This window comes from Halomonas halmophila, from assembly GCF_006540005.1.
In the GTDB taxonomy this organism is placed as follows: domain Bacteria; phylum Pseudomonadota; class Gammaproteobacteria; order Pseudomonadales; family Halomonadaceae; genus Halomonas; species Halomonas halmophila.
Genome location: NZ_BJOC01000018.1, coordinates 115,048 through 141,133, shown reverse-complemented (window position 1 = coordinate 141,133; position 26,086 = coordinate 115,048). Strand labels below are relative to the sequence as shown.

Here is a 26,086-nt window from a genome sequence, read left to right as displayed (position 1 = left end):
TGGTTTACCTCGCTGAGATCACTCTGAATGGGGACGCGGGTCGGGGTTGTCCAGCACCTTGTCGGTCTGTTCGGCACGGAAGCTCTCCACCGCCCGGCGCACCGCGGCATCCTGCAGGGCGACGATCTGCGCCGCCAGCAGGCCGGCATTGATGGCGCCCGGCTTGCCGATGGCCAGCGTGCCCACGGCCACACCGCCGGGCATCTGGGCAATGGAGAGCAGCGAGTCCATCCCCTTGAGGGACTTGGACTCCACCGGCACCCCGAGTACCGGCAGTGCCGTCTGGGACGCCACCATGCCCGGAAGGTGTGCCGCACCGCCGGCACCGGCGATAATCACCTGCAGGCCGCGCTCGGCAGCCGACTTGGCGTAATCGAACAGCAGGTCCGGCGTACGGTGGGCCGACACCACCCGCGTCTCGTACGCGACCCCGAGGCGTTCGAGCATATCGACGGCATGCTCCATGACGGGCCAGTCGGACTGGGATCCCATGATGACGCCGACGCGCGGCGAGTCGTTAGCTGGCATTCAAGGCTCCTCGCGAAACAGGCTTCACCCAACACTGATGACACCGCATGCAAGACGCATCGGTGCCCGGACAAGTCGAAATCGGGCATTCTAGCAGAGCCACGCCATGCCTACCTTACCCGAATGCCGTTCCCAGCCATGATCCCCCGGCCATGCCAGGGATGCGCACCCGACACCGACGGAATGCATGCCGATCGCGAACTAGATTGTTAATATCTGGTCACATATCGAGTCCCTGCACCCACGCCGTTATGGAGTATGCTCATGAAACGTCACCTGCTAATGATCGCCGCCCTCACCGGGACACTCGCCCTGGCGGGCTGCGATGATGCCAAGCAGGCACAGCAGGATAATGCCGAGCCCCCTTCCTCGGAGCAGGACACAACACAGGCCGACGCAGCGTCGGACGCCGGTGATGAGCAGAACGGCTCGGCAGGCGAGTCCGTGACACGCCGTATCGAGGGTGTGCTGGAGTTCTCCGCCACGGACATCCCACTGCCCGAGGGCGCCAGTGTCACTATCAGCCTGCGCGATATCTCGCGTGCCGATGCCCCGGCGACCACCATCGCCGAAACCGAGGTGGCACCCGGCAACCAGGTACCGGCCGAATTCAGCCTCGACTACACCACCGGCGAGGTGAATCCCGAGCATACCCATACCTTGCGCGCCGCCCTGCACGGCGACGAGGGCGAGCTGCTGTGGACCACCACATCGCGGCATGTCGTCCGGGTCGGGGCCGAAGCCGAAACGGGAACCGTGACCCTGGTTCTGGAACCCGTCAATGCCACCCCGGATGGCAGCAGTCTGCAGGAAGCGCAGCAGGAAATGCTCCAGGAAGAAGCCGCAAACGCCGAGGGACAGGGTGAAACGGCCGACTCACTGGGCGAGGTCAACGAGCAGGCCACCGACATGCAGGAACCCACGCCGGACGCTTCCACCGACTCCGAACAACCGGCTCAGTGAACGGCCGCCCCTGAGAGCCCGGGCCCCGCCAGACAGCAATCATGTGCCGGGCGGGGCCCGGGGTCAGAATGACACTGACTCGCGCCCCGTCACGCCCATGCAACGGCGGGCGCTCACGCCACCGCCGCCTCGCGCCGACTGACCAGCCAGTTGCCGACGATCAGCCCCAGCATCACCGCCGCGCCCACTACCTCGGCCATCAGGCTCGGGTAGAAGACGGCGATCACCGCTGGTACCAGCACCAGGCGTACGGGTAACGACATGCGTGTAAACAGGTAGCCCTCCAGGACCGCAGCGAAAGCACCCAGTGCCAGAAAGCCGGTCAATGCCGTCCACACCAGCAACCACCACGGTCCGCCGACGATAATCTCCGGGTTATAGACCATGAACAGCGGAATCAGGTAGAGCCCCTTGGCAAATTTCCAGGCCTGGAAGCTGGTATCCATGGGTTTGGCCCCGGCGATCGCCGCGCCGGCAAAGCCGGCCAGGGCAATCGGTGGCGTGACATTGGAATCCTGGGAGTACCAGAACACCACCAGGTGCGCGATCAGCAGCGGCACACCGAACTCGGCAGTCAATGCCGGCCCCACCAGCACGATCAGCACAATATAGCTGGCCGTCACCGGCAGGCCCATACCCAGCACCAGGCTGGCCAGCAGTACCATCACCAGGGCCAGCAGCAGATGGCCGTTGGAGAAGGCCATCATCATCGACGAGAACTTCAAGCCGAGCCCCGTCAGCCCCACCACCCCGACGATGATGCCGGCCACCGCACAGGCCATGGACACCGCCACGGCATTGCGTGCACCAAGCTCCAAGCCCTCGATCACCTTGAGCGCCCCATTGCGCAGCGCCAGCATGACGGCACTCAGCGTGACCGGCTGGCCCTGCCTGGGGCCCACGAAGACCATCCAGATGATAAAACGCAGAGCCGTCACCAGCAGAATGGTCAGGATAGCGTAGTAACCCACCCGCGAGGGCGACAGGTTCATTGCCAGCAACCAGATAAGTACCGCCAGGGGCAGCAGAAAATGCCAGCCAGTGCCCATGACATCGCGTACCTTCGGCAGTTCGTCCTGACTCATGCCCTGCATGCCCTGCTTGAGCGCAATGATGTGCACCAACAGATAGACGGTGCCGAAATACATGACCGCCGGCAGGATGCTGACCTTGACCACCTCCAGGTAGGGCATACGCGTGTATTCGGCGATCAGGAAGGCCCCCGCGCCCATCAACGGCGGCATGATCTGCCCGCCGGTGGATGCGGCGGCCTCGATGCCGCCCGCCTGATGCGGGCGATAGCCCAGGCGTTTCATCAGCGGGATGGTAAAGGCCCCGGTGGTCACCACATTGGCGATGGCGCTGCCCGAGATCGAGCCCATACCGGCCGAGGCGATGACCGCGGCCTTGGCCGGCCCACCACGCTGCTTGCCGGTGGCCGCATAGGCCAGGTCGATGAAGAACTTGCCGGCGCCGGTAATTTCCAGGAAGGCGCCAAACAGCACAAAGGTGAAGATATAGGTGGCCGCCACTCCGATTGGCAAGCCGAAAATGCCCTCCTGCCCCAGATAGAGCTGACCCGACAGGCGGTACAGATCGTAGCCCCGGTGTTCGAGAATGCCGGGCAGGAACTGGCCCAGCCAGGGCAGCTCGCCCTCGGGACCGGCGAAGGCATAGAGGATGGCAACCAGACCGATGATCGTCATACCCAGGCCGACCGCCCGACGGCTCGCTTCGAGAACGGTGACGGTGGCGATGCAGCCGATGAAGATATCGGTCTGATTCCAGAAACCGGCGCGGTTGATAATCTCGTCAAGGAACAGCGTCAAATAGCTACCGGTCACCAATGCCCCAGCGAAGAATGCCAGGTCGATCAACCCGCCGACCATGCCCCGCTTGCGCCGAGGCCCGAATACCGGAAACATCAGAAAGGCCAGCATCATGATCAGCATCAGGTGAAGGCTGCGCTGGTAGAAGAGCCCCAGGGGTTCGATACCGGCGGAATAAAGCTGGAACAGCGACAGTGCCACGGCCACCAGGGTGATCAGCCACAACACGGGCCGCGAGTGCTGGGCCTGGCTACCGGGAATAATGGGGGAATTGCCCGATTCGCTCATGAATAGTCTCTCGCAACAGCGAATTGAAGCGCCGCCAAGGCTCGATGCCGAGGCGGCGAAGTGTCTCAAGGTGTGGGGTACAACCCTAACGTTACGGCTTGATTAGCGGCCCTTTCGCTCAGGCTGATCACCACCGGTGGCTTACCGACCGCCGGATAGTGATCGCCAGCGCCGCAGTCACGGGCATCTTCCAGCAGCGACGCAAGGCTCGCCCCCCGGGGGCGGCTGACCAGGCGGTGGTCGACCCGCATTCCCCCGACCCGAAGCCGGTAGGCATCGCCGGGCACTGGCTCGTCGATATCCTCGATCCAGTAACCGCCCTGGCCGTCCGAGACCTGACGACCGCGGCCAGGAATATGGCCGAGGCCGGCGGCAAAGTCCGGGAGATGGCTTCGCTCGAGCACCATGCGCCCATCGCGATTGCGGTAGCAATCATGCACGGCGAAGCCTTCCACCGAGTGATTCCAGGCCAGGCACCAGCCAGCCCCTGGCGGCATGGGCAGAGTCACCAGAGTGCGTCCCCCGGCATCACTGACACGCAGCTGGTAAGCCGCGCAATCGGCAATAGCCGGGCCAGATATCAGTGCGCTTCCCAGGGCGACGACCGGCCAGCACCGGCCCGGCCGCAGGAGACGCTTCGCCAGGCCGGGCAACAAGGTGCGCCAGCGCATCAGGGGCGCTGGTGATCGGCGATTTCGACACCCTGCTCTTCGTAATAGCGCAGCGCGCCCGGATGAAAGGCAATCGGCGTGGAATCGACACTGAATTTCACGGTGGTGTCATTGGCCGCCGGGTGGATGGCGATCAGCTGATCCGTGTGTTCGAACAGCGTCTTGGTGACCTGATAGGCCAGCTCCTCGTCCATCTCGGCACTGGTCGCCAGGATATTGGGAATGCCGATGGTCTGGACCGGCTCTTCCATACCCTCGTAGAGCCCGGCTCGGAGCTGATAGGGCGCAAATACCGGAGACGCCTCGCGAGCATTGGCGACTTCCTCGTCCGTCAGGCCAATCAGGCGAATGTCGCGGGTGGTGGCCAGGTTCATGATCGAGCTGGTGGGTGGGCCCACGCTCCAGAAGCCGGCATCGATATCACCATCACGCAAGGCATCGGCGGTTTCATTGAAATTGAATCGGCGTTCTTCGATTTCGTCATAGGTGATGCCGTTGGATTCCAGCACCGCCCGAGCATTGAGTTCGGTACCGCTGCCGGGAGCGCCCACCGAGACGGTCTTGCCCTCGAGATCCGAGAGCGAGTCAATACCGGAATCCGCCATGGTCACGATCTGCACCGCATTCGGGTAGACGGAGGCCAGAGCACGAATGTTTTCCAGTTGGCGACCCTCGAAGTCACCGGTGCCGTTATAGGCCTGATAGACGGTATCAGCCAGCGCCAGCGCCATATCGGAATCACCGCGCCAGACCAGGCCCATGTTTTCCACCGAGGCACCAGTCACTTCGGCCACGGCATCATAGCCTTCGACGTGCTCATTGATCAGCTCGGCCAGGCCGCCGCCGTAGGGGTAATAGGTGCCACCGGTACCACCGGTCGCAATGGACAGCTGTTGCTGGGCGACGGCCGCCGGTGCAGCCACCAGTAGTGAAGCCGCGAGAGCGTAATTGATAGCGCGCATGAATAACCTCCGTTGCGGTACATTCGCTGCGATCGGGTCAGATCACATCTTGTTGTCGTGTTATCGATGACAGCCTCGGCTGCCCTGCAAACGCTAGCAGCCCCGTGCGGCGGGGGCCAGCCAGGAATTCCACGTTTGCCCCCCGGGAGCAAAGGCCTGCTTGCCGCCTCGCCCACGCTACCCATCGCCGACTTGCGCGACAAGCTTGCACAAGACTGGCGAACGTGTGAAAAAGGCGTCATGCTGTCCCTGTCGATCCGTCCAACTGGAGCCACATGAGTACGGTAAGTCACACCTGCGATTCGGATCCCAGCGATCCTCCTCCACGAAGTTGCCCTGACCTCGATGTCAGGGACCTGGAGCAACGCACGCGCTTGATGCGCATCATCACCCGGCTGATCGCCGTTTCCGATCTGGGTAGCCGCGACATCGCCCGTCGCGCCGGCCTGCCCCTGCAAAAGGTCAGTGACCTGCTGTCCGGTCGCCTGGAACAACTCTCGCTTGAGGACCTGCAGATCCTGCGAGAGACCATTGACCATGAACTTTCGACGTCCTGACCGCCTGGCCGAGCGTCTTGTACGCCGGGGGATCACCACGCCACGAACTGCTTCAAGAGGAAGACGCGCCATGCGATATCTCGCCACCAGCCTGATCGCCTGCGGCCTGAGCCTGGCCGTTGCCACTCCTGCACTGGCCGATGGTCAGGCTACCCTGCAGGCTCATTCCAATCAGGACAGCGTCAACATGAAGGTCCGCTGGGCCGGCGACAAGCTGCGCATGGATTTTCCCGATCAGTCCCAGGCCGGTTTCATGCTGTTGCGTAACGGCAAGGGCTACATGGTCACCCAGATGCAGGGGCAGACCATGATCATGGACATGGCCAAGATGAAGAAAATGGCCGAACGCATGGGCGGCGGCCAGGCCGAAACCATGACCGGCAAGCAAGCGCAGAAGGTGGACTCATTGGAGGCCACAGGCGGAACCGAAACCATCGCCGGACTTGAAGGTGACGTCTACAACCTTCAGTGGACCGACAAGAGCGGCACCTTCCATGACGACGAACTCGTCCTGACGGATGACGCTCAGGTCCGCGAACTGATGGCGGCCTTCCATGACTACCAGCGCACCATGACCGGCGAGCCGGACCCCATCGCCATGGAGCTGCAGGAGCGTGGGCTCGGGATGTTGCGTTTCGGCGACCGTTTCCAGCTCGCCGAACTGTCGGATACCACACCCGACGCAGCCATTTTTGAGCTGCCCGAAAACGCCAAGTCCTTGGAGGACATGATGCGCTCCGCCGTCTCGGAGTAAGCGCCCCGCGCGCGCCCGGCACCCGGCAATCACAAAAAAGGGCCCGCTCATCGGGCCCTTTTTGTGTTTCATGGCGCGTTCTACCGGTTCAATCCAGGCGGTCGGTCACCGCACCCATGGAAGCCGAGCTGACCACCTTGGCATACTTGGCCAGGGCGCCACGGGTATAACGCGGCTCGGGGCGCTGCCAGGCCGCACGACGCCGCTTCAGCTCCGCGTCATCCAGGCTCACATCGATGGTGTTGGCCTCGGCATCGATGGTGATGGTATCGCCATCCTCCACCAGCGCCAGCGGGCCGCCATCGAAGGCCTCCGGCGTCACATGGCCGACCACGAAGCCATGGCTGCCGCCCGAGAAGCGACCGTCGGTGATCAGGGCCACCTGATCGCCCAGGCCGCGCCCCATGATCGCCGAGGTCGGCGTCAGCATCTCGCGCATGCCCGGACCGCCCCGCGGCCCCTCGTAGCGAATGACCACGACGTCCCCGGCGACCACCACGCCATCATTGATGCGCGCCTGCGCCTCTTCCTCGGAGCCGAATACCCTCGCCGTGCCGGTGAAGTGGGTGCCCTCCTTGCCGGTAATCTTGGCCACGGCCCCTTCCGGCGCCAGATTGCCGTAGAGAATGCGCAGGTGGCTCTCGTTCTTGAGCGGGGCGTCGAGCGGCGCGATGATCGACTGATCTACCGGGTACGGCGCCACGTCCGCCAGGTTCTCGGCCAGGGTCCTGCCGGTCACCGTCAGGCAGTCGCCATGCAGCATGCCGGCCTCGAGCAGCATCTTCATCAACGGCAGAATGCCGCCGATGGCGACCAGCTCGCTCATCATGTAATGACCACTGGGGCGCAGATCGGCCAGCACCGGCACCCGGCGGCCAATCTCGGTGAAGTCCTCGAGGCTCAGCGACACGCCGATGGTGTCGGCCATGGCAATCAAGTGCAGCACGGCATTGGTCGAGCCGCCGAGCGCGATGACCACCGTGATGGCGTTCTCGAAGGCCTCGCGGGTCATGATGTCCGACGGCTTGATGTCCTTGTCGAGCAGGTTCAGCACCGCCTCGCCGGCTGCATGGCTGTCCGCCCGCTTGTCGTCCGAGACGGCATTCTGCGCCGAACTGCCCGGCAGGCTCATGCCCAGCGCCTCGATCGCCGAGGCCATGGTATTGGCGGTGTACATGCCGCCGCAGGAGCCGGGGCCGGGAATCGCCGTTTCCTCGATCTGCTTGACGTCGATCAGGTCCATGTCGCCGCGGCTGTGCGCTCCCATGGCCTCGAACACCGACACCAGATCGGTATGGTTGGCACCGGGCATGATGGTGCCGCCATAGACGAAGACACCCGGGCGATTCAGACGCGCCAGTCCCATCACGCAGCCCGGCATGTTCTTGTCGCAGCCGCCCAGGGCCACCACGCCGTCGAACCCTTCGCAGCCCGCCACGGCTTCGATGGAGTCAGCGATCAGCTCCCGCGACACCAGGGAATACTTCATGCCCTCGGTGCCGTTGGCGATACCATCGGAAATGGTGATGGTGTTGAAGATCACGCCCTTGCCACCGGCGGCATCGGCGCCTTGGCTGGCTTGCTCCGCCAGCTCGGCAATATGGCTGTTGCACGGCGTCACCTGGCTCCAGGTCGAGGCCACCCCGACCTGGGGCTTGGTGAAGTCTTCATCGGAAAAGCCAACCGCGCGCAGCATCGCGCGACTGGCCGACTTGCCGACACCATCGACCACCGGGGCGGAATGCCGGCGGCGTGGATCACTTGGAGTATTGCTCATGCTGAGGCCCTTTTCGGATTGCTAGTCAGGCTTTAAAGGGTGACTGGCCGCGGTCTGCCTGGCAACCCGTAAACAGCGCATTTGCCGCGCACCGATGCCGCCGATTGGGCCATACAGCGCGCCGCCACTTCAGTCAGCGTGATAAACGGCATCGTGAAAAGCGCGCTCACAAGCCACCGTTTCGCGAAATCGTTTTACCACACCCACGAACGCCTCATCCTCCAGCCGGGACATTTCTTCCTCCAGGCGCCGCCGCAACCAGGCAACGAAAGTTCGGAACTCAGGATTGTCATGCAGATCGATCCACTCTTCCATCAATGGCTGCAGCCCCTCCGCGCGCTCGACACGCGTGGCCCACTCCAGGTACAGCCACTCGGTGACCACCAACACGGCCAGCATTTCGGCATAGCGCGTACTCCGAGCGCCCTCCTGATGCAGGGCGGTATCCTTCAACAGCTGTCGAAAATCACGCGTGGCCGGCAGATACTCGGCCTCGGCCGACACACCGTAGGCCTCGAAGGTACGCTGGAAGGTGCTGTTCTCGTCACTGGTCAGCATGCCCATGAACTGCCCGAGCACGACCCGATCCTGCATACAGGGAGCGTGACCGATCGCCTGTCCGAGCAAAGCGGTAAAGGGGTCGACGAAGCCATAGTCCTGCACCATGTAGGCGGCGAACTCCTGGTCTGTCAGTCGCCTGGCGGCCAGCGCATCGAATAACGGGTGGTGCACGGTCCGCGACCAGTCCGGCTCGCTGAGTTCCCGCAACCACTCAGTCAGGCGCGGCGACGCCTGACGCTCGGCCCACTGCGTCCATTCGGCAATACTACTCATGCATCGCCTCCGTCGCTTGTCAGGGAAGCACGCGGAGCCGGCCAGGCCATGGCGATGACCACGCTGACCAGCGCCGACGCCAGCAGGGCCCCGACAAAGGGCGCGAGCGCCGGAATGCCACCCGGAAAGCTCGCCGCCTGAATGCCCGCCAGCAGGCTGCCCTGGGCCCACCAACCGGGCACAACAGCACCCACCAGACCCGCCATGCCGCCGACCATTGCCGCCAGCGAGCCCATGCGTCGCCAGACGCCGAGCAGCACCGGCACGATGGTCGCGGCGCACAACAGGTCGGCAATCAGGAACAGGCGCAGTACCGACAGTTCCTGCAACGCAATGACCACCACGGGCAACATCAGGCCCACGGTCACCAGGCGCGCCGCGCCGACGGACAGGCCGCTGCGGCCGGAACCGGCCACCACCAGCGAGGCAATGGCCGTCTGCAGGGTGTCGACACTCGAGGCGACCAGCGTCACGGCCAGCACCAGCGCCGGAATGGCCAGCCAGCCCGGCGCTTCGGACAGCAGGGCAAAGAACGGCATGGGCGGCTCACCGAGCGGCAACCCATGCATGACCGCGAGCATGCCCAGGCCACCGATGGCCATGATGACCAACAGCACCCCGACACCACCCAGCAGGGCGCCACGCCCCAGGGCACGCTGGTCCTCGGCGGCCCACACCCGCTGCCAGTAGCCCTGATGAAAGAGCTCGGCGGAGGTCACGGCGATGACCAGGGTCAGGGCCACCGCGAGGGCATCCACCGGCGGTGTCTGCGGCAGGGACGCCTGCTCGGGCATGGGCGGCAGCACCCAGAGCACGACCCCCGTCACCAGGATCAGTAACGCCAGCAGCAACCAGCCCTGCCAACGATCCGTGGCCAGGCTGGCACGCAGCCCGCCGACCGCCGTGTAGGTCAGGGTAACGAGGGCCACCCCGATGACCACGGCACTCGACGGCACTTCGGAGAGCAGCGATGCAATGGCACCGATGGCGGTCAGCTCGGCCGCCAGAAAACAGCCCATGTAGAGAATCGACACCAGGGTGACCCAGCGGCGCACCCCGGCGCCATAGCAGGCTTCGGCAAACTCGCCGATGCTGCGTCCCTCGGGCAGGTAGCGCCGGATCACCGGCCCATACAGGCTGAGCACGACCAGCGGCAGGGCCGACCCCAACGCATAACCGAGCAGCGCCAATGGCCCCACCATGGCGCCGATCTCGGGCGGGGCGAAGAGAATCCAGGCCCCCATGCCGGAGGCCAGAAAGGAAATACCCAACGAACGCGCACTCTGTGAGTTACGCGCCGTCACATAGTCATCGAGGGGGCCTTCGGCCCGGCGGGCCCGCAGGCCCAGAAAGGCAAAACACAACAGTGCCGCGCCCAGCACGGCTGACGTCAGGTAAGGCATGTCGCTCTTCCTCCGCCGGTACAAACCGGATCAGGTTCCAGGGTCAGCGTCGGACGCTCTCTCAGCCCCGGCATAGCGGGTGGGGCTCCCCTGGCGACAGTGAATTGAATTGTGAGGCGCTGAGCGGATCGGCCATGACATGGCGACCCTGCCATCAACGCGTGCCCATGATGCCACATCATCGGCCCGATGCTAACTCTGGTTCCAGTCCATCGACCCGAGGATGCTGGCCCCGGTACAGCAAGCCCTGCGGCGAACCCGGGCCCCACCTTCCTGGCTCACCCCTATCTCATAAAAGCATGATTATAATCTACAAATCATGCCATCATCGAATTAGCACAATAAAACCATTTATTACTACTTGTGTCATACTCTAAATGAACTATTGTTAATAGACACAGCTCAGGAGAGATTCACACAGGAGCTGTATTCAATGCCCAAGCTTCATGGGAGGTCAAAATGACTACCCTCATTCGCCATCGCCAACACAAGGTCGCTACGGCCAGCGAAGGCCCTGAAGCTGTCGAGCGCATTGAGCAAGGCAAACTGAAACACCAGCGGAAGGCACATTTCGGTCGCTCGATGTGGATGGCAGCTGGTACCTGCCTGGTGGCAGGCTTAATGATCACGACACAGGCCATCGCCGCAGGCAGCACTATCAGGTTTCAGGGTGCTATTTCAGAGCCGGGCTGCGAAACGCAGATGCAGACCACCAACTCGCTGCCGCGCACAGAGTGCTACATCAGTGAGCAGGGTGTATCTCGAGAGGTCACGGCAACCAACACGGCTGAACAAAGCTGGCACACACTGGACGGTGAGCGCCTGACAGGCGGGGAAGGCCAGATCATGCAGTACCTGCAGCAATCACCGGGGTACATGCGCCTGACCTACCGCTGATATGCCTCACCCGACTTCATCTGGAGCATGAGACATCATCACCAAGGCGGCAGTAGACACAGGCTCGACGAAACCACTACTTGATCCATCAGCGAGGTGTTCACTCATTACCACGAACCTCTGGAGCAGACAGCGCAGTACCTTCCCTTGATCAGGCCATAACCGGGACGTCATGGCCTTTTTTTGTTGCTCAGAAAGCAGTGTCCATGACCTCCGTGACGTCCAGCCGCTCATCGACCCGGCAGATCCGCCGCCACTTGTCGAAGGTCAGGCAGGGATGCGAGGCGCCGAAGGCCACCACATCACCGATGCGCACATCGTCGGCCGAGTCCGGCAGGTGGATGAAGGCATGCTGGTCCATCAGCCTGGTGATCTCCCAACCCTCGACGCTCAGCACCTCGTCTACCGCGCCGGCCTCACGATAGCGGCGCAATGGCTCGGGCAACTGATCGGCGCCGATATCGCGCTTGCCGAGCGCAGCGATCGCCAGGCCGGGTTCCGGCAATGATTGCACCTGGGCGAAGACCTCGAGCGCCGGGCGCAGGCCTGCGTGCAGATCGGGGCGGCGTGACAGCACACCCTGCTGGGCCTGGCGGTAGATGCCGTGATCATGCACCACATAGCAGCCGGGACGAATCACCGGCGTGAAGCGTCGACGCAGCTCGGCCGTATCGAAGGCCTCGGCGATCAGGTCGTACCAGGCCGACCCCGACGCGGTGATGATGGGCAGGTCCACGGCGAACCGCCCCTCGTCGTCGAGGCAACGCGCCGCCTCGACCAGCCGCGTGGCATAATCGCGAATCGCCGGTACCGGATCCTCGGCATGCACCACGCCCTCGTAGCCCTCCATGCCGGCCAGGGCCAGGCCCGGCTCGGCATCGACGACCCGCGCCAGCGCCTTGACCGACTCGACGGAGCGGCAACCGGTACGGCCGCCCGCGACGCCCAGCTCGATCAGCACCTTGAGCGTCAGGTCGCGCTGGGCGAAAAAGTGCCCGAGTTCCCGGGCGTTGTCCTCACTATCGACCACGCAATGGAAGTCAGCGCCCGCCTCGAGCAATTCGGCGATGATTGCCATGTTGGCTTGGCCCACCAGCTGGTTGGCCATCAGTACGCGCACGACGCCACTGGCGAAGGCCGCGCGACACTGTGGCGCGGTGGCCAGGGTGATGCCCCAGGCCCCCGCCTCGAGCTGGCGACGGAACAGCGCCGGCGTCATGGTGGTCTTGCCGTGCGGTGCCAGCCGGGCGCCATGCGACTCGGCGAAACGCTGCATCCACGCCAGATTATGCGCCAGCGCCGCCTCATGCAGCACCGCCGCCGGCAGGCTCACTCCGCCCAGCAATGATGGCCCGAGTTCCGGTGTGCCCTTGTGGCCCAGCTTCGATAACGAATCCTGCATGCAACCTCTCTTGGCTGACGAATCATGACGCGCCGAATCAACTCAGCGATATGGTGCTGTTGATGCCGCTGGAAACGTTTTCGGGCTCGAACCAGCGGGCGGTAACGGTCTTGGTCTGCGTCCAGAAGGCAACGGCCTGCTTGCCGTTGGGGCCCATGTCGCCTAGCTTCGACCCTCGCGAGCCGGTGAAACTGAAATAGGCCACCGGCACCGGAATCGGCACATTGATGCCCACCTGGCCGACGTCGATGTCGGACTCGAAGCGCCGCGCGACCCAGCCGGAGTTGGTGAAGATCGAGGTGCCGTTGCCATTGGGGTTGGCATTGATGAAGTCGATGGCCTCATCCAGCGTCTCCACCGCCACCACACAGAGTACCGGGCCGAAGACCTCCTCGCGATAGATCGTCATCTCCGGCGTGACATCGCTGAACAGTGTCGGGCCGACGAAGTTGCCATCCGGATACCCGTCCACCTGGCAGCCGCGACCGTCGACCAGCAGCGTGGCTCCTTCGCGCTCACCCACGCCAATCAGCTCCTCCACCCGTGCCTTGGCCGCCGGCGAGACCAGGGGCCCGAGGTCGGCATCGCGCTGGGTGCCGGGCCCTACTACCATGCGGCGCGCGCCCTCGGCCAGATCCGCCAGCCACTCGCGGGCCTCGCCCACCAATACCACCACCGAGTTGGCCATGCAGCGCTGCCCGGCGGCGCCGAAGGCCGAGCCCAGCAGGTTGTTGATGGCCTGGCTGCGATTGGCATCCGGCATGACGACACAATGGTTCTTGGCGCCCATCATCGCCTGGGCGCGTTTGCCGGCCTCGCTGGCACGCCGATACAGCTGGGTGCCGACATGAGTCGAACCGATGAACGACATCGCCTTGATGTCCGGATGGTCACACAGCCGATTGGCGACCTCCGGCCCACCATGCACCACATTCAGCACGCCCGCCGGCACTCCCGCCTCATGGGCCAGCTCGACCAGCCGCATGGTGGCACTCGGGTCCTGCTCGGACGGCTTGAGCACGAAGGTATTGCCGGTGGCGATGGCCAGCGGGAACATGAAACAGGGCAGCATGATCGGGAAGTTGAACGCCGTGATGCCGGCCCCGACGCCCAACGGCTGGTTGAGCGTATAGACATCCACCTCGCTGGCGGCATTCTCGGCCAGCTCGCCAAGCTGCAGGGAGGTGATGGAGCAGGCATGTTCGACCACTTCCAGGCCACGCCCCACCTCGCCGGCGGCATCCGGCAGCGTCTTGCCGTGCTCCTCGGTGATCAGCGCGGCCAGCTCCTCGCTGTGCTCGCGAATCAACGCCTGCAGCTCAAGCATGATGCGCTGACGGCGGGCCAGCGGCACCTTGCGCCAGCTCCTGAAGGCCTGCCTGGCACTGGCCACGGCGCGGTCGACGTCCTCCACCGAGCAGAAAGGCACACTGGCCACCACTTCCTGGGTAGCCGGATTGACCACATCGCGCTTATCCTGACTCTGAGAGAGGACAGCCTGGCCATCGATATACATCGGGATTTCGCGCACGGACATGAGCATGCTCCTGTAACGAAGGGAAAACGCGCCAGGGCACGTCAGGCGGAGTATCACGCCGCGCTCTGACAGGCCCCTGATGACGTCGAGTCTAGCCAGACGGCGTGTCGCGCCACAACGCGCCAATAGTCGGTACCGCGTCCGCCCGTCTCGGGTGAGCGTCGAGCCGGCACCGCCACAGCGCCATAAAACGTCACTATCACGATGGTTGGCAAAGGCAGTTGGTCACGTCCCGGCAACACGGCATAAATTGATAATGAAAAGGCACGCTGCGAAAACCGCGATTTCTTCGGGAAAGACCCGGTTTTCGGCATCAGGTTCTTTAACTGCGGCGTCACATCCAGGACCGTCAGCAATCGAGGAGATACACCATGAGCGAACATCACAACAGCGGGTCCGCCGGTCAGTGCCCCGTCATGCACGGCAGTAATACCAATGTTCGGGGCCAAGGCACGGAAAACCGTGACTGGTGGCCCAACCAGCTCAACATCGGCATCCTCCATCAGCACACCGGCAGCTCCAATCCGCTGGGTGAGGACTTCAACTACGCCGAGGAATTCAAGAAACTCGATCTTGCCGCGGTCAAGCAGGACCTCACCCGACTGATGACCGATTCCCAGGACTGGTGGCCGGCCGACTTCGGCCACTATGGTGGCCTGATGATTCGCATGGCCTGGCACAGTGCCGGCACCTACCGCATGGGAGATGGCCGTGGCGGGGCCGGTGGCGGCCAGCAACGCTTCGCGCCGCTCAACAGCTGGCCCGACAACGTCAACCTCGACAAGGCGCGTCGCCTACTCTGGCCGATCAAGCAGAAGTACGGTAACAAAATCTCCTGGGCCGACCTCTATGTACTGGCCGGCAATGTGGCCCTGGAATCCATGGGGCTCAAGACCTTCGGCTTCGCCGGCGGCCGCGAGGACACCTGGGAACCCGAGGACGACATCTACTGGGGCGCCGAAAAGGAATGGCTCGGCAGTGACGAGCGCATCGTCGACAAGCAGGAGCGGGAACTCGAAAACCCGCTCGGCGCCACCCACATGGGCCTGATCTATGTGAACCCCGAGGGCCCCGAAGGCGAGCCCGACCCGGTCAAGGCCGCCCACGACATCCGCGAAACCTTCGCGCGCATGGCCATGGACGACGAAGAGACCGTAGCCCTGATCGCCGGCGGCCACACCTTCGGCAAGACCCATGGCGCGGGCACCGAGGAGCAGGTCGAGGCCGAACCGGAAGCCGCGCCCATCGAACAGATGGGGCTGGGCTGGAAGAGCCGCCACGGCAAGGGCATGGGCGAAGACACCATGGGCGGCGGTCCCGAGGTCATCTGGTCCCAGACGCCTACCCAGTGGAGCAACTACTTCTTCGACAACCTCTTCGGCTATGAATGGGAGCTGACCAAGAGTCCGGCCGGCGCCTACCAGTTCATCGCCAAGGACGCGCGGGGCGATGAAATGCCCGGGCCCGAGCCCGACTCCCCGCGTCGCGCGCCGACCATGCTGGTCACCGACCTGTCGCTGCGTTACGACCCGGCCTACGAGAAGATCTCGCGGCGTTTCCACGAAAATCCGGAAGCCTTCGCCGATGCCTTCGCCCGGGCCTGGTTCAAGCTGACGCACCGCGACATGGGCCCCAAGGACCGCTACCTGGGCCCCGAAGTGCCCAGTGAAGACCTGATCTGGCAGGACCCGGTACCGCCCGTGGATCATGAGCTGGTCGATGCCCAGGATGTCGCGGAACTCAAGCGCAAGCTGCTGGGGTCCGGTCTCACGGTCAGCGAGCTGGTCTATACCGCCTGGTCCTCCGCCAGCACCTTCCGTGGCTCCGACATGCGCGGCGGCGCCAACGGCGCCCGCATCCGCCTGGCGCCGCAGAAGGACTGGGAGGTCAACCAGCCGCAGCAGCTGGCCAAGGTGCTCGAGACCCTCGAAGGCATCCAGGACGACTTCAATGCCGCCCAGGCCGGCAACAAGCGAATCTCGCTGGCCGACCTGATCGTGCTCGGCGGCGCCGCCGCCATCGAGAAGGCCGCCCGCGAGGCCGGTCACGACATCGAAGTGCCCTTCTCGCCGGGTCGCACCGACGCCACCGATGCACAGACCGATGCCGACTCCTTCGAGGTGCTGCGTCCCGAGGCCGATGCCTTCCGCAATTATCGCCGCACCAGGTTCGCCATTCGTGACGAGGAAATGATGCTCGACCGCGCCCAGCTGCTGGGCCTCAGCGCCCCCGAGATGACAGTGCTGATGGGCGGCATGCGAGCGTTGGGCGCCAACTACGGTGACGTCAAGCACGGCATCCTGACGGACCGCCCCGGCAGTCTGACCAACGACTACTTCGTCAACCTGACCGACATGGCAACCGACTGGCAGGCGGTCTCCGACGAAGAAGACGTCTTTGAGGGCCGCGACCGCAAGACCGGTGAGATCAAGTGGAGCGCCACCCGGATCGATCTGGTCTTTGGTGCCAATGCGCAGCTGCGGGCGCTGAGCGAAGTCTATGCCCAGGACGATGCCAAGCAGAAGTTCGTCAAGGATTTCGTCGCCGCCTGGAACAAGGTCATGAACGCCGACCGCTTCGACCTCGGCTGATCGCCACAGCGTCCGCCGGCCGGACTGAAACCACCGCAAGCCGCCTCGCCACCCCGAGGCGGCTTTTTTGGGTCCGGCGTTCGGCTCGCGCGCGTGCGCTCAGGGGTCGAATCCAGTCGCCGCCACCGACCCGCCATGGGCCGGCTGGCTACCTTCATGCAGCGCACTCCAGGCCTCATAGGTGCTCAGGAAGACCTGCCCCGTCAGCTCATGACGAAAATCGGTCTGCTCCAGGCGATCCATGACCGGCCCCTTGACCTCGGCGAGATGCAGCGTCACCCCGGCATCCCGGAGACGACTGTTGATGGCTTCCAGGCTCTCCAGTGCCGAGGCATCGATCAGATTGACTGCCTGACAGGCCAGCACGACATGCGAGATTCCAGGTTGCCGGGCGACCAGAGCCATCACGGTATCCTCGAGGTAGCGCGCATTGGCGAAATACAGGCTCTCGTCGACCCGCAGAATGCTCAACCGCTCATCGGTTTCGACCTCATGGCGGCGCACATTGCGAAAGTGCTCGGTACCCGGCACGCGCCCCACCACGGCACTGTGCGGCTGACTGGTGCGATACAGATGCAGGCCCAGCGACAGGGCCACGCCCGCCAGGATGCCGCCCTCCACGCCGTGAAAGAGCGTCAGCAGCAGCGTCGCCAGCATGGCGACGCCGTCGGCCCGCGAGTAGGCACAGGTGCGCTTGATCGCCGGCAGATCGATCAGGGTGGAGACCGCCACGATGATGGTCGCGGCCAGCGTCGCCCTGGGCAGAAAGGCCAGCGGCTCGGTCAGGGTCAGGGCCGCCACGCCAATACCCAGCGCCGTCAAGGCACCCGCCAGGGGGGTTACCGCCCCGGCCTCGAAGTTGACCACCGAACGCGAAAAGCCTCCGGAAACCGGGGCCCCACCGCTGACACCGGCCCCCAGGTTGGCCATGCCCAGGGCGATCAATTCCTGATTGGGGTCGATGCGCTGGCGTCGCTTGGCCGCCAGGGTCTGGGCCACCGACACCGACTCGACGAAGCCCACCAGGCTGATCAGCACGGCCGCCGGCAACAGAGTCGACCACAGGTCCGACTCCAGTGAGGGCATCGCCAGCGCGGGCAGGCCGCCGGGCACCTCGCCCACCAGCGCGACCCCGCGTTCCCCCAGGTTGAGCCCCCAGGCCAGCAGAGTGGTGACGATGACCGCCGAGACCGGCGCCGCCCTGGTCAGCAGACCGGCGACAGCGTTCGTCAGCCCGAGACGGATCAGCCCGGACTTCAGGTAACGTCGACTCAACAGCAGATAGGCCCAGACCCCAAGGCCCATCACCAGCGTGACCCCGTTGAGGGTATCCCGTTGCTCGAACAGTGACGTCGCCATCTCCAGGAGATTATGCCCGGACGCCTCGATCCCGAGGATATGCCCCAGCTGGCTGGCGGCGATGAGCAGGCCGGAGGCCGTGACGAACCCGGAAATCACCGGGTGGCTGAGGAAGTTGGCCAGAAAGCCCAGTCGCAGCACTCCCATGCCGACCAGCATCAGGCCGGACAGCGCGGCCAGTACCAGCGCCGCGCCGACATACTCGGCGCTGCCCGGCTCGGCAACGCCGGCCAGCGCCGACGCCGTCATCAGTGAGGCGACCGCCACCGGGCCCACCGCCAGAATGGCACTGGTGCCAAGCAAGGCATACAACACCAGTGGCAGCATGCTGGCATAGAGCCCCACCTCCGGCGGCAGGCCGGCCAGCAATGCATACGCCAGCGCCTGCGGCACCAGCATCAGGGTCACGATCACGGCCGCCAGGCCATCCCGGGCCAGGGTCTCGGCGCGATAGCCCTTGAGCCAACCCAGCAGCGGTATCCATCGTTCGAGTGTCATCCAGCGAGCGCCTTGTGTCAGATCTCGGCCAGGCATCAAAACAGGTTCAGCGGCACCTTGAGATAGACCTGACCATTATCCTCGGCAGGCGGCATCCGGCCGGCACGCATGTTGACCTGCACGGCGGGCAGAATCAGGCGCGGCATGTTCAGGGTCGCATCTCGCTCGGTACGCATCCTGACGAACGCCTCCTCGCTGACGCCCTCGTGCACATGGATGTTGTGCTCGCGCTGCTCGGCGACGGTGGTGGAATGCCGGAACTCGTCCCGACCCGATGTCGGGTAGTCATGACACAGGAAAAGACGCGTCTCGTCCGGCAGCGACAACACCTTTTGAATCGAGCGGTAGAGGGTCCGGGCATCGCCGCCGGGGAAATCGCAGCGCGCCGTGCCATAGTCGGTCATGAACAGGGTATCGCCGACAAAGGCAGCATCACCGATCACATAGGTCAAACAGGCCGGTGTGTGCCCCGGCGTATGCAGCACGCGCCCTTCCAGTTGACCGATGGCAAGGGTATCGCCTTCCTCGAAGAGGCGGTCGAACTGACTGCCATCACGCTGAAACGCAGTGCCGGCGTTGAACGCCTTGCCGAAGACTTCCTGCACCAGGGTGATATTGGCCCCGATGCCCGTGCGACCGCCGAGCCGTTCATGCAGGTAGGGCGCCGCCGAAAGATGATCGGCGTGCACATGGGTCTCGAGAACCCACTCCACCTGCAAGCCGTGGCTCTCGACAAAGGCAATGATCTCGTTGGCCGAGCGCACATCGGTACGCCCCGCCGCATAATCGAAATCCAGCACCGAGTCGAGAATGGCACAGGCATGGCTGTCGGGATCCTGAACCACGTAGCTGAAGGTATTCGTGGGATCATCAAAAAAGGCGGTGACGATGGGCTGTCGGGACATGCGATCCACTCCTCTTTGCGGCCACGACCAGAGTGTCGTGAGGCGGGCCGTCAGGCTGTCGTGACATCATAACCCAACTTTTCAATCTAAGCTTAGACCGATTTTATATTAAAAATACACCGCATCATGGCAGTCTGCTTGACTCACCGATGCTGCATGACACAACGCCCGACTTCCCAGGGGGCATCGGGCGCTGAGAGGACCCTATCAGGCACCGCTGGTAGGGCTATCAAGTACCGCAGAAGGTGCGCAGCACGCGCTCTTCGTCGCGCGGTGGGCGGGTGTAGTCCACCTCGCCGGCGGGCATCGTGTAGGGATCGGTGACCACGGCCAGCAACGCCTCGAAGGGCCCGAAGTCGTCCTGCTCGGCGGCGGCAATGGCCTCGGCGACGCGGTGATTGCGCGGCACCACGGCGGGATTGGTGGCCTGCAGGCGCGCCACGATGTCGGCGTGCGACACGCCTTCACGCCCCAGGCGTTCGCGCCAGCGCGGCAGCCAGGCATCCAGCGCCTCGCGCTGCTCGAATTCGCCGCCGAGCCGGGCCGCTTCGCCGCCTGCCTCCACGGCATCGGCCAGATAGCGAAAGCTCAGATGAAAGTCGGCACGCCCCTGCTGCATGGCATCCAGCAGCTCCTGGGCCAGCTCGCCATCGCCGTCTTCCTCGGTGGCAAGCCCCAGCTTGGCGCGCATGACTTGGCGCCAGCTGGCCTCATAGCGCTCGGCGAGGTCGCGAATGATCGGCGTGGCACGCTCCACGGCGCGATCACTGTCGCTGTCGATCAGCGGCACCAGGGTCTCGGCGAAACGTGCCAGGTTCCACTGCAGGACCACCGGCTGATTGACGTAGGCGTAGCGTCCCTGCTCGTCGATGGAGCTGAAGACGGTGCGCGGATTGAACCTGTCCATGAAGGCACAGGGGCCATAGTCGATGGTTTCCCCGGAAATGGCGGTGTTATCGGTGTTCATGACGCCATGAATGAAACCGACGCCCATCCAGCGCGCCACCAGATCGGCCTGACGCTCGGCCACGGCATCCAGCAGCGCCAGATAGCGTTCGCCATCATCGGTCAGCGCCTGCAGATGCGGGTAGTGGCGCTCGATGGCTTCATCGGCCAGCAGGCGCAGCGCCTCGGTATCGCCACGCGCGGCGAAGTACTGGAAGGTGCCGACCCGCAGGTGACTGGCGGCGACCCGCGTCAGAACCGCCCCCGGCTCCGGCATACCGCGCACCACGCGTTCGCCGGTGGTCACCGCCGCCAATGCCCGACTGGTCGGTACGCCCAGCGCATGCATGGCCTCGCTGACCAGGTACTCACGCAGCACCGGCCCCAGTGGCGAGCGGCCATCGCCACCACGCGAAAAGGGCGTGCGCCCACTGCCCTTGAGCTGGATATCTCGATACCGCCCGTGCTGATCGACCACTTCGCCCAGCAGCAGTGCACGACCGTCGCCCAGTTGCGGCACGAAGTTGGCGAACTGGTGGCCGGCATAGGCCATGGCCACCGGCTCGGCGCCCTCCGGGGTGCGATTGCCCGAGAACACCTGGGTGGCCTGCTCGTCATCATAGCCCTGAAGGTCGAAACCGAGCTCTTCGGCAAGCGGCCGGTTGAAGGCGAACAGCCGCGGCGACGCCACCGGCGTCGGCTGGCTGAGCGCACGCATGTGATCGGGAAAGCGCGCGTAACGCAGGGAAAAGCTCGGGAACATGACGCCTCCAGTGCAGCAGGGCTCAACAGCTTGAGCATGGGGCCGGCCACCCTACCACTCGCCGGCGGGCTCGGAAACGCCAGCCGCCGTCTCCGAGGCGTCAGTCCTGGGGCGTCCCGGCTGGCTCGGCCAGGCTATCGACGAAGGTACGGTAGTCCTGGGCGACGCACTGGGCATAGCTGACGGCCAGGGTGGCGATCATGTCGGCAAAGTGCTCTTCCTGGCCCTCGATCAGCGCGCAGACGTTACGCGCGAAGCAGCCCGAGTCTTCCGGGTACAAGGCCTGGGCACCGCGCAGATGCTCACGGGCCAGGATCCGCCCCCAGCGCTTGACCAGCTTGCGGTAGTCCTTGCTGCTGTCCAGCTTGTGGGTCGGGAAGTCGTCCTTGAAGGGCGAGCGCTCACGCACCGAGAAGACGGTGTCGCCCAGGTGCAACCAGCCGAGGTACGGGTCGGGATGCTCGGCAATGGCACGGAAGGCGGCCGCATGGCGGGCCCCTTCGTGGGGGAAGGTACGCCGCCAGGTGCGTTTCTCGGCGGCACTCAGCAGGCGCCAGCCCTCCGGCGCGGTCTGCTGCTTGACGTCGAGAATCACGTCATCGTGTTCATGATCGCGCCCGCCCTCGATCAGCACATAAAAGCGGTCCAGACCCAGCGAGCCGGTGCCGGCATCCAGGCGACGCGCCATGTCCTTGATGGTGAAGTGCGAGGCATCGGCCTCGGCATGTTCGCTCTGCAGGGTCTGGCAGTATTCCTCCTCGATGGCCTTGCGCAACTGGCTGGCCAGATGCGCCGGCAGACTGGCCAGCTTCTCCGGGCGGTCCGCAAAGCGCCGCCCCTCATCGGTCTGCTGCGTCCACTTGTCGAGCATCTTGGCCCGGCTGCGCTTCTTTGCCACCTTCTTGAGGAAAGGCTCCACCGGCCCCTTGGCCGTCTCCAGGGTCACGCCGTCCGGCGATTCGCCATTCTGGTGCTTGTCGAGCTCATCGTGATAACTCTCGGTCAGGGCCGCCAGGGCCTTGTAGATATCCTTGGGCGACAGGCCGACATTTTCCCGCGCATCCAGCACCAGGCTGGCGGCCAGGCGCCAGAGGTCGTACTGGTAATCGCCGATCATGGCGTCATCGAAATCGTCCATGCCATAACGCACATTATCGTCATGGCTGCCGTAGGCCCCGAAGTTGTAGGCATGCGCATCGCCCTGCAACCAGGTCTGGGTCTCCGGCAGGCCGCCATACAGGGCGAAGCGCCAGTCGTGCCAGACATCATCCCAGTAGAGATGGTTGGTACCCCGGAAGAAGCTGTAGGGCGACTCGGCCATCTTGAGATACTTGGCCTCGCGATCCGCCTCGGCCAGCTCGGCATTGGCCGATTTCACGGCATCCAGCACCTGACGGGGGCGGTTGTGACGGGTAAGAGGTTGCGGCATCTGACATCTCCGTATGATCGGCTACGGCCGAAGTGGCATCATTACAGTCAAGCAAGCCGTGGGCCACCAGGCAAGTCGCCGAGCGAAATCCCTGCAAAGCCGAGCTACAGGGAAGTTCGCACCGACCAGAGTTCGGGGAAGAACGTCAACTCGAGCGCCTTCTGCAGATAGCCCACTCCAGAGGTGCCGCCGGTGCCGCTCTTGTGGCCGATAATCCGCTCCACGGTTTTCATGTGGCTGAAGCGCCACTTGTGGAAGTTGTACTCGGTATCGATGAGCTTTTCCGCCAGCTCGTACAGCTCCCAGTAGCCTTCCGTATCGGCGTAAATCTCCGCCCAGACGGCCTCCACGGCGGCCGAGGCGCTATAGGGCTGCGACCAGTCGCGCTCCAGTACCGCGTCCGGCAGATCGAAGCCGCGCCGCGCCAGCAACTGCAGGCTGACATCATACAGGCTCGGCGCGTTCAGCACGGCCGCAAGCCGTTCGAAGCGGGCCGGATGCGCCCGATGCGCGCGCAGCATGCCCGGGTGCTTGTTGCCCAATAGAAACTCCAGCTCGCGATACTGATAGGACTGGAACCCGGAGCTCTGACCGAGACTGTCGCGGAAGCTCGCATAATCGCTGGGTGTCATGGTGACCAGCACCTCCCAGGCCTGAATCATCTGCTCCTGGATGCGCGCCACCCGGCTGAGCATCTTGAACGCCGGCCTGAGCTGGTCCGCCGCAATGTGCCGCGCCGCCGCATGCGCCTCGTGGAGACACTGCTTGAGCCACAGCTCGGAGACCTGATGAATGACCACGAACAGCATCTCATCATGCGCGCCGGACAGTGGCTGCTGACAGGCCAGCAGGGGCTCGAGCTGCAGGTACTCGCCGTAACTCATGTCCTGATCCCAGTGAACGCGGGTCTCGTCCTCCAGGTTCACGGCGCTCCGCGGTGTCGGGCGCTCGTCGGAATGACTCATGCGACTCCTCCTGATGCCGGGCATGACGGCCCGGCTGTCGGTATGACGGGGGGCAAGCGGTGCGGCTCATCCGCGAGCCGTTCCAGAATGTCGAAGTGGTCACAGCCCTCGCGCAGTCCGAGCCGACAGGGCAGGTCCGCCGCCCTGGCCTGTTGCACGAGGCACTCGCTCTGGGCGCGAAAGGCCGGCGGATCATGTTCGCCGCACAGCAGGCGCAGCGGCGGCAGCCCCTGAAGCGACCGGCACAGCGGGCTCAGCTGCGCGGCGCGCGCGTGATCCAGCCCCAGGGGCGCATTGATACAGGTATCCACCAGCGGCCGCAGGTCGTAAACGCCGCTGATCAACCACAACGAGTCGATCGCGGTAAGTCGCGGCTCGTCCAGGCAGCTCATCAGCGCCAGGTGGGCGCCGGCGCTGTGACCGCCGAGATGGACCCGTATGCCGGGATAGCGGACACTCAGGGCGTCCTCCAGCCGGGTCACCGCGCGCTGCACGGCCTCCACCATGGCCTCGATGGAAGCCCCGGGCGCCAGCGGATAATCCACGGACGCAAAGGCCCAGCCAGCCGCCAGCCAGGGCTCGGCCAGAAAGTCGGTTGCCGAGGCATCCAGCTCCTGCCAGTAACCGCCATGCAGGAAGATCATCAGCGCCCGGGGCGAGCCCGCCGGCGGCACAAAAAGATTGATCCCCTCCCCGGCCCCCGCTCCATGGCACAAAGGCTGTGGTGGGTGGCGTTCACGCAGGCGGACTCCCAGTTCGGCCTGGCGTGCCAGGGTGGCCTGCGGATCACGCGCCCAACGGCTCGGCAAATAGGCCTGCTCCCGCTCGGCGCCCGCCATCAGGTCACCTCCGAGCGCACCTGAAAGCGCTCTGCCCGATACTCGCCGCTCTCCACCACCTCACGGAAGTGCCGCGCGGCCTGCCAGACATCCTCGTGGCTCAGGTAGAGCGGCGCAAAACCGAAGCGCATCAAGCCCGGCTCGCGATAATCGCCGATCACCCCGCGGGCAATCAGCGCCTGAACGATGGCAAAGCCGTGCTCGCCGGCCACCAGCGAGACCTGGCTGCCCCGGGCCTCGGGCGCCGGGGTGATGTCCTCGATGCCGTGGGCCGCGAAGACATCGGCCAGGCAGGCCCGGAACAGCTCGGTCAGCGCCAGGCTCTTGTCGCGCAGCGCCGCCATGTCGACCCGCGCCCACATCGCCAGCGAAGCCTCCAGCGCACTATAGGCCAGCGCCGAGTGGGTGCCGGTGCGAAAGCGGGTCAGATCGGCCGCCGGCGCATAGTCCGGCGCGAAGGCGAACGGCGCGGCATGGCCGTGCCAGCCCGACAGCGGCTGCCAGCCGCGGCTCTGATAATCGCGCCGCACATGCACGAAGCCCGGCGCCCCCGGCCCGCCATTCAGATACTTGTAGGTACAACCGACCGCATAGCGCACATCACAGGCGTTGAGTGCCACCGGCAGCGCCCCGGCCGAGTGGGCCAGGTCCCAGATGACCTCCGCGCCATGGTCGTGCACCAGCCGCGTGGTGGCCGCCATGTCGCGCAGGGCCCCGGTGCGATAGTTGACCTGACTGAGCACCACCACATCGACGCCCTCGAGGTGCGACTCCAGCGGCTCGCCCTCCGGCAGCACCCGGTGCTCATGAGCGGCCAGATGGCTGAACCCTTCGGCGATGTAGCCATCGGCCGGAAAGTTGCCGCCCTCGCTCAACACCACGCCACGGCCGGCCTGGCTGCTCTCGCCCCCCGGCCCGAGGATGTAGCCCAGCAGCTTGAAGAGGTTGAGGGTAATGTTGTCGGTGACCAGCACCTCGTCTTCGCCGGCGCCCAGCACGGGCGCGAGCAGCCGCCCGAGTCGCTCCGGCGCATCGAACCAGCCCTGATTCCAGCCGCCGATCAGCTCGTCGCGCCATTGATCCAGGGTCCCGGCGACGGCCTGACGAGCCGCCAACGGCTGGGCGCCGAGCGAATTGCCGTCCAGATAGAGCACGCCTTCCGGCAGCTCGAAGTGCGCCTTCCAGCCGGCAAGTGGATCCAGGCGATCGCGTTGACGCGCGTCTTCGAGTGAAACGGACATGGGCAAGCCTCCAGAGGGTCAGGACAGGGTCGGCCAAGCACCAGGCGCCATGCCGCGAACATGGCGGCCGACCTGACCACCATTCTAGAGAAACCGGCATGAAAGGGGCTTGCGTTTTCACGCCCTTGCGCCAGAATCAATGCAATACT

21 protein-coding genes and 1 riboswitch are annotated in these 26,086 nt (G+C 64.7%); of the genes, 5 read left to right on the top strand and 16 right to left on the bottom strand.

Translation table 11 applies throughout. From position 1 onward, the window contains the following. Nucleotides 1-18 precede the first annotated feature (18 nt). Nucleotides 19-528, bottom strand: a complete 510-nt coding sequence (gene purE / locus HHA01_RS06810) for a 5-(carboxyamino)imidazole ribonucleotide mutase (protein ID WP_141319028.1) — start codon at nucleotides 526-528, stop codon at nucleotides 19-21. A gap of 264 nt (nucleotides 529-792) precedes the next feature. On the opposite strand from purE, the gene HHA01_RS06805 reads away from it, so the two are divergent. Further along, entirely contained in the window at nucleotides 793-1,491 is a 699-nt protein-coding gene (locus HHA01_RS06805) for a YbaY family lipoprotein (protein ID WP_218023785.1), read from the top strand. A 113-nt stretch (nucleotides 1,492-1,604) separates the two neighbouring features. Here the strand turns inward: HHA01_RS06805 and HHA01_RS06800 are convergent, their stop codons facing one another. From HHA01_RS06800 to HHA01_RS06790, 3 genes are all read right to left on the bottom strand, one after another. Further along, nucleotides 1,605-3,608, bottom strand: a complete 2,004-nt coding sequence (locus tag HHA01_RS06800) for a TRAP transporter permease (RefSeq protein ID WP_141319026.1) — start codon at nucleotides 3,606-3,608, stop codon at nucleotides 1,605-1,607. Nucleotides 3,609-3,673: 65 nt separating this feature from the next. Further along, nucleotides 3,674-4,279: a DUF1850 domain-containing protein gene (locus tag HHA01_RS06795; protein ID WP_141319024.1), complete on the bottom strand. Its 606-nt coding sequence runs from the start codon at nucleotides 4,277-4,279 to the stop codon at nucleotides 3,674-3,676. Further along, nucleotides 4,279-5,241, bottom strand: a complete 963-nt coding sequence (locus tag HHA01_RS06790) for a TAXI family TRAP transporter solute-binding subunit (RefSeq protein ID WP_141319022.1) — start codon at nucleotides 5,239-5,241, stop codon at nucleotides 4,279-4,281. The genes HHA01_RS06795 and HHA01_RS06790 overlap by 1 nt, the downstream gene beginning before the upstream one ends. Nucleotides 5,242-5,516: 275 nt before the next feature. Between HHA01_RS06790 and HHA01_RS15000 the strand changes: the two genes are divergently transcribed. Then, nucleotides 5,517-5,798, top strand: a complete 282-nt coding sequence (locus HHA01_RS15000) for an XRE family transcriptional regulator (protein WP_141319020.1) — start codon at nucleotides 5,517-5,519, stop codon at nucleotides 5,796-5,798. Between the two features lie 70 nt (nucleotides 5,799-5,868). Further along, nucleotides 5,869-6,552: a hypothetical protein gene (locus tag HHA01_RS06780; RefSeq protein ID WP_141319018.1), complete on the top strand. Its 684-nt coding sequence runs from the start codon at nucleotides 5,869-5,871 to the stop codon at nucleotides 6,550-6,552. Nucleotides 6,553-6,640: 88 nt separating this feature from the next. Here HHA01_RS06780 and ilvD read toward each other — a convergent pair whose 3' ends face one another. From ilvD to HHA01_RS06765, 3 genes are all read right to left on the bottom strand, one after another. Then, nucleotides 6,641-8,329, bottom strand: a complete 1,689-nt coding sequence (gene ilvD / locus HHA01_RS06775; protein ID WP_141319016.1) for a dihydroxy-acid dehydratase — start codon at nucleotides 8,327-8,329, stop codon at nucleotides 6,641-6,643. Between the two features lie 129 nt (nucleotides 8,330-8,458). Continuing rightward, the gene (locus HHA01_RS06770; RefSeq protein ID WP_141319014.1) at nucleotides 8,459-9,163 is read right to left on the bottom strand and encodes a TenA family protein; all 705 of its coding nucleotides are present in this window, start codon (nucleotides 9,161-9,163) and stop codon (nucleotides 8,459-8,461) included. Next, complete coding sequence (locus HHA01_RS06765) at nucleotides 9,160-10,566, bottom strand: SLC5/6 family protein (RefSeq protein ID WP_141319012.1); 1,407 nt, start codon at nucleotides 10,564-10,566, stop codon at nucleotides 9,160-9,162. Before HHA01_RS06765 ends, HHA01_RS06770 begins: the two co-directional genes overlap by 4 nt. Next, nucleotides 10,556-10,668: riboswitch (TPP riboswitch) on the bottom strand. (Overlaps the previous gene by 11 nt.) 357 nt (nucleotides 10,669-11,025) lie before the next feature. Between HHA01_RS06765 and HHA01_RS06760 the strand changes: the two genes are divergently transcribed. Then, complete coding sequence (locus HHA01_RS06760; protein WP_141319010.1) at nucleotides 11,026-11,463, top strand: hypothetical protein; 438 nt, start codon at nucleotides 11,026-11,028, stop codon at nucleotides 11,461-11,463. Between the two features lie 190 nt (nucleotides 11,464-11,653). Here HHA01_RS06760 and HHA01_RS06755 read toward each other — a convergent pair whose 3' ends face one another. Then, on the bottom strand, nucleotides 11,654-12,865 hold the full coding sequence (locus tag HHA01_RS06755) for an amino acid deaminase (RefSeq protein ID WP_141319008.1): 1,212 nt from the start codon (nucleotides 12,863-12,865) through the stop codon (nucleotides 11,654-11,656). Nucleotides 12,866-12,902: 37 nt separating this feature from the next. After that, complete coding sequence (locus tag HHA01_RS06750) at nucleotides 12,903-14,402, bottom strand: CoA-acylating methylmalonate-semialdehyde dehydrogenase (RefSeq protein WP_141319006.1); 1,500 nt, start codon at nucleotides 14,400-14,402, stop codon at nucleotides 12,903-12,905. A 371-nt stretch (nucleotides 14,403-14,773) separates the two neighbouring features. On the opposite strand from HHA01_RS06750, the gene katG reads away from it, so the two are divergent. After that, nucleotides 14,774-16,993 carry a catalase/peroxidase HPI gene (gene katG / locus HHA01_RS06745; protein WP_141319004.1) on the top strand — a complete coding sequence of 740 codons (2,220 nt, stop codon included), beginning with the start codon at nucleotides 14,774-14,776 and terminating at the stop codon, nucleotides 16,991-16,993. A gap of 99 nt (nucleotides 16,994-17,092) precedes the next feature. Here the strand turns inward: katG and HHA01_RS06740 are convergent, their stop codons facing one another. The 7 genes from HHA01_RS06740 to kynU form a co-directional block, all read right to left on the bottom strand. Continuing rightward, complete coding sequence (locus tag HHA01_RS06740; protein WP_141319002.1) at nucleotides 17,093-18,850, bottom strand: SulP family inorganic anion transporter; 1,758 nt, start codon at nucleotides 18,848-18,850, stop codon at nucleotides 17,093-17,095. Between the two features lie 35 nt (nucleotides 18,851-18,885). Continuing rightward, a complete protein-coding gene (locus HHA01_RS06735; RefSeq protein ID WP_141319000.1) occupies nucleotides 18,886-19,755 on the bottom strand; it encodes an MBL fold metallo-hydrolase in 870 nt (289 codons plus the stop codon). A 229-nt stretch (nucleotides 19,756-19,984) separates the two neighbouring features. Next, a complete protein-coding gene (locus HHA01_RS06730) occupies nucleotides 19,985-21,463 on the bottom strand; it encodes a protein adenylyltransferase SelO (RefSeq protein WP_141318999.1) in 1,479 nt (492 codons plus the stop codon). A gap of 100 nt (nucleotides 21,464-21,563) precedes the next feature. Beyond that, nucleotides 21,564-22,892, bottom strand: coding sequence for a DUF2252 domain-containing protein (locus tag HHA01_RS06725; protein WP_141318997.1), 1,329 nt, complete (start codon nucleotides 22,890-22,892; stop codon nucleotides 21,564-21,566). Nucleotides 22,893-22,996: 104 nt separating this feature from the next. Next, entirely contained in the window at nucleotides 22,997-23,857 is an 861-nt protein-coding gene (gene kynA, locus HHA01_RS06720; protein WP_141318995.1) for a tryptophan 2,3-dioxygenase, read from the bottom strand. Continuing rightward, complete coding sequence (locus HHA01_RS06715) at nucleotides 23,854-24,696, bottom strand: alpha/beta hydrolase (protein WP_141318993.1); 843 nt, start codon at nucleotides 24,694-24,696, stop codon at nucleotides 23,854-23,856. Before HHA01_RS06715 ends, kynA begins: the two co-directional genes overlap by 4 nt. Next, nucleotides 24,696-25,937, bottom strand: a complete 1,242-nt coding sequence (gene kynU, locus HHA01_RS06710; protein ID WP_141318991.1) for a kynureninase — start codon at nucleotides 25,935-25,937, stop codon at nucleotides 24,696-24,698. Before kynU ends, HHA01_RS06715 begins: the two co-directional genes overlap by 1 nt. Nucleotides 25,938-26,086 lie beyond the last annotated feature (149 nt).

Excerpts from the sequence above, each read along its gene's own strand:
- purE (WP_141319028.1), bottom strand. The coding sequence starts at position 528 with ATGCCAGCTAACGACTCGCCGCGCGTCGGCGTCATCATGGGATCCCAG.
- HHA01_RS06805 (WP_218023785.1), top strand. The coding sequence starts at position 793 with ATGAAACGTCACCTGCTAATGATCGCCGCCCTCACCGGGACACTCGCC.
- HHA01_RS06800 (WP_141319026.1), bottom strand. The coding sequence starts at position 3,608 with ATGAGCGAATCGGGCAATTCCCCCATTATTCCCGGTAGCCAGGCCCAG.
- HHA01_RS06795 (WP_141319024.1), bottom strand. The coding sequence starts at position 4,279 with ATGCGCTGGCGCACCTTGTTGCCCGGCCTGGCGAAGCGTCTCCTGCGG.
- HHA01_RS06790 (WP_141319022.1), bottom strand. The coding sequence starts at position 5,241 with ATGCGCGCTATCAATTACGCTCTCGCGGCTTCACTACTGGTGGCTGCA.
- HHA01_RS15000 (WP_141319020.1), top strand. The coding sequence starts at position 5,517 with ATGAGTACGGTAAGTCACACCTGCGATTCGGATCCCAGCGATCCTCCT.
- HHA01_RS06780 (WP_141319018.1), top strand. The coding sequence starts at position 5,869 with ATGCGATATCTCGCCACCAGCCTGATCGCCTGCGGCCTGAGCCTGGCC.
- ilvD (WP_141319016.1), bottom strand. The coding sequence starts at position 8,329 with ATGAGCAATACTCCAAGTGATCCACGCCGCCGGCATTCCGCCCCGGTG.
- HHA01_RS06770 (WP_141319014.1), bottom strand. The coding sequence starts at position 9,163 with ATGAGTAGTATTGCCGAATGGACGCAGTGGGCCGAGCGTCAGGCGTCG.
- HHA01_RS06765 (WP_141319012.1), bottom strand. The coding sequence starts at position 10,566 with ATGCCTTACCTGACGTCAGCCGTGCTGGGCGCGGCACTGTTGTGTTTT.
- HHA01_RS06760 (WP_141319010.1), top strand. The coding sequence starts at position 11,026 with ATGACTACCCTCATTCGCCATCGCCAACACAAGGTCGCTACGGCCAGC.
- HHA01_RS06755 (WP_141319008.1), bottom strand. The coding sequence starts at position 12,865 with ATGCAGGATTCGTTATCGAAGCTGGGCCACAAGGGCACACCGGAACTC.
- HHA01_RS06750 (WP_141319006.1), bottom strand. The coding sequence starts at position 14,402 with ATGTCCGTGCGCGAAATCCCGATGTATATCGATGGCCAGGCTGTCCTC.
- katG (WP_141319004.1), top strand. The coding sequence starts at position 14,774 with ATGAGCGAACATCACAACAGCGGGTCCGCCGGTCAGTGCCCCGTCATG.
- HHA01_RS06740 (WP_141319002.1), bottom strand. The coding sequence starts at position 18,850 with ATGACACTCGAACGATGGATACCGCTGCTGGGTTGGCTCAAGGGCTAT.
- HHA01_RS06735 (WP_141319000.1), bottom strand. The coding sequence starts at position 19,755 with ATGTCCCGACAGCCCATCGTCACCGCCTTTTTTGATGATCCCACGAAT.
- HHA01_RS06730 (WP_141318999.1), bottom strand. The coding sequence starts at position 21,463 with ATGTTCCCGAGCTTTTCCCTGCGTTACGCGCGCTTTCCCGATCACATG.
- HHA01_RS06725 (WP_141318997.1), bottom strand. The coding sequence starts at position 22,892 with ATGCCGCAACCTCTTACCCGTCACAACCGCCCCCGTCAGGTGCTGGAT.
- kynA (WP_141318995.1), bottom strand. The coding sequence starts at position 23,857 with ATGAGTCATTCCGACGAGCGCCCGACACCGCGGAGCGCCGTGAACCTG.
- HHA01_RS06715 (WP_141318993.1), bottom strand. The coding sequence starts at position 24,696 with ATGGCGGGCGCCGAGCGGGAGCAGGCCTATTTGCCGAGCCGTTGGGCG.
- kynU (WP_141318991.1), bottom strand. The coding sequence starts at position 25,937 with ATGTCCGTTTCACTCGAAGACGCGCGTCAACGCGATCGCCTGGATCCA.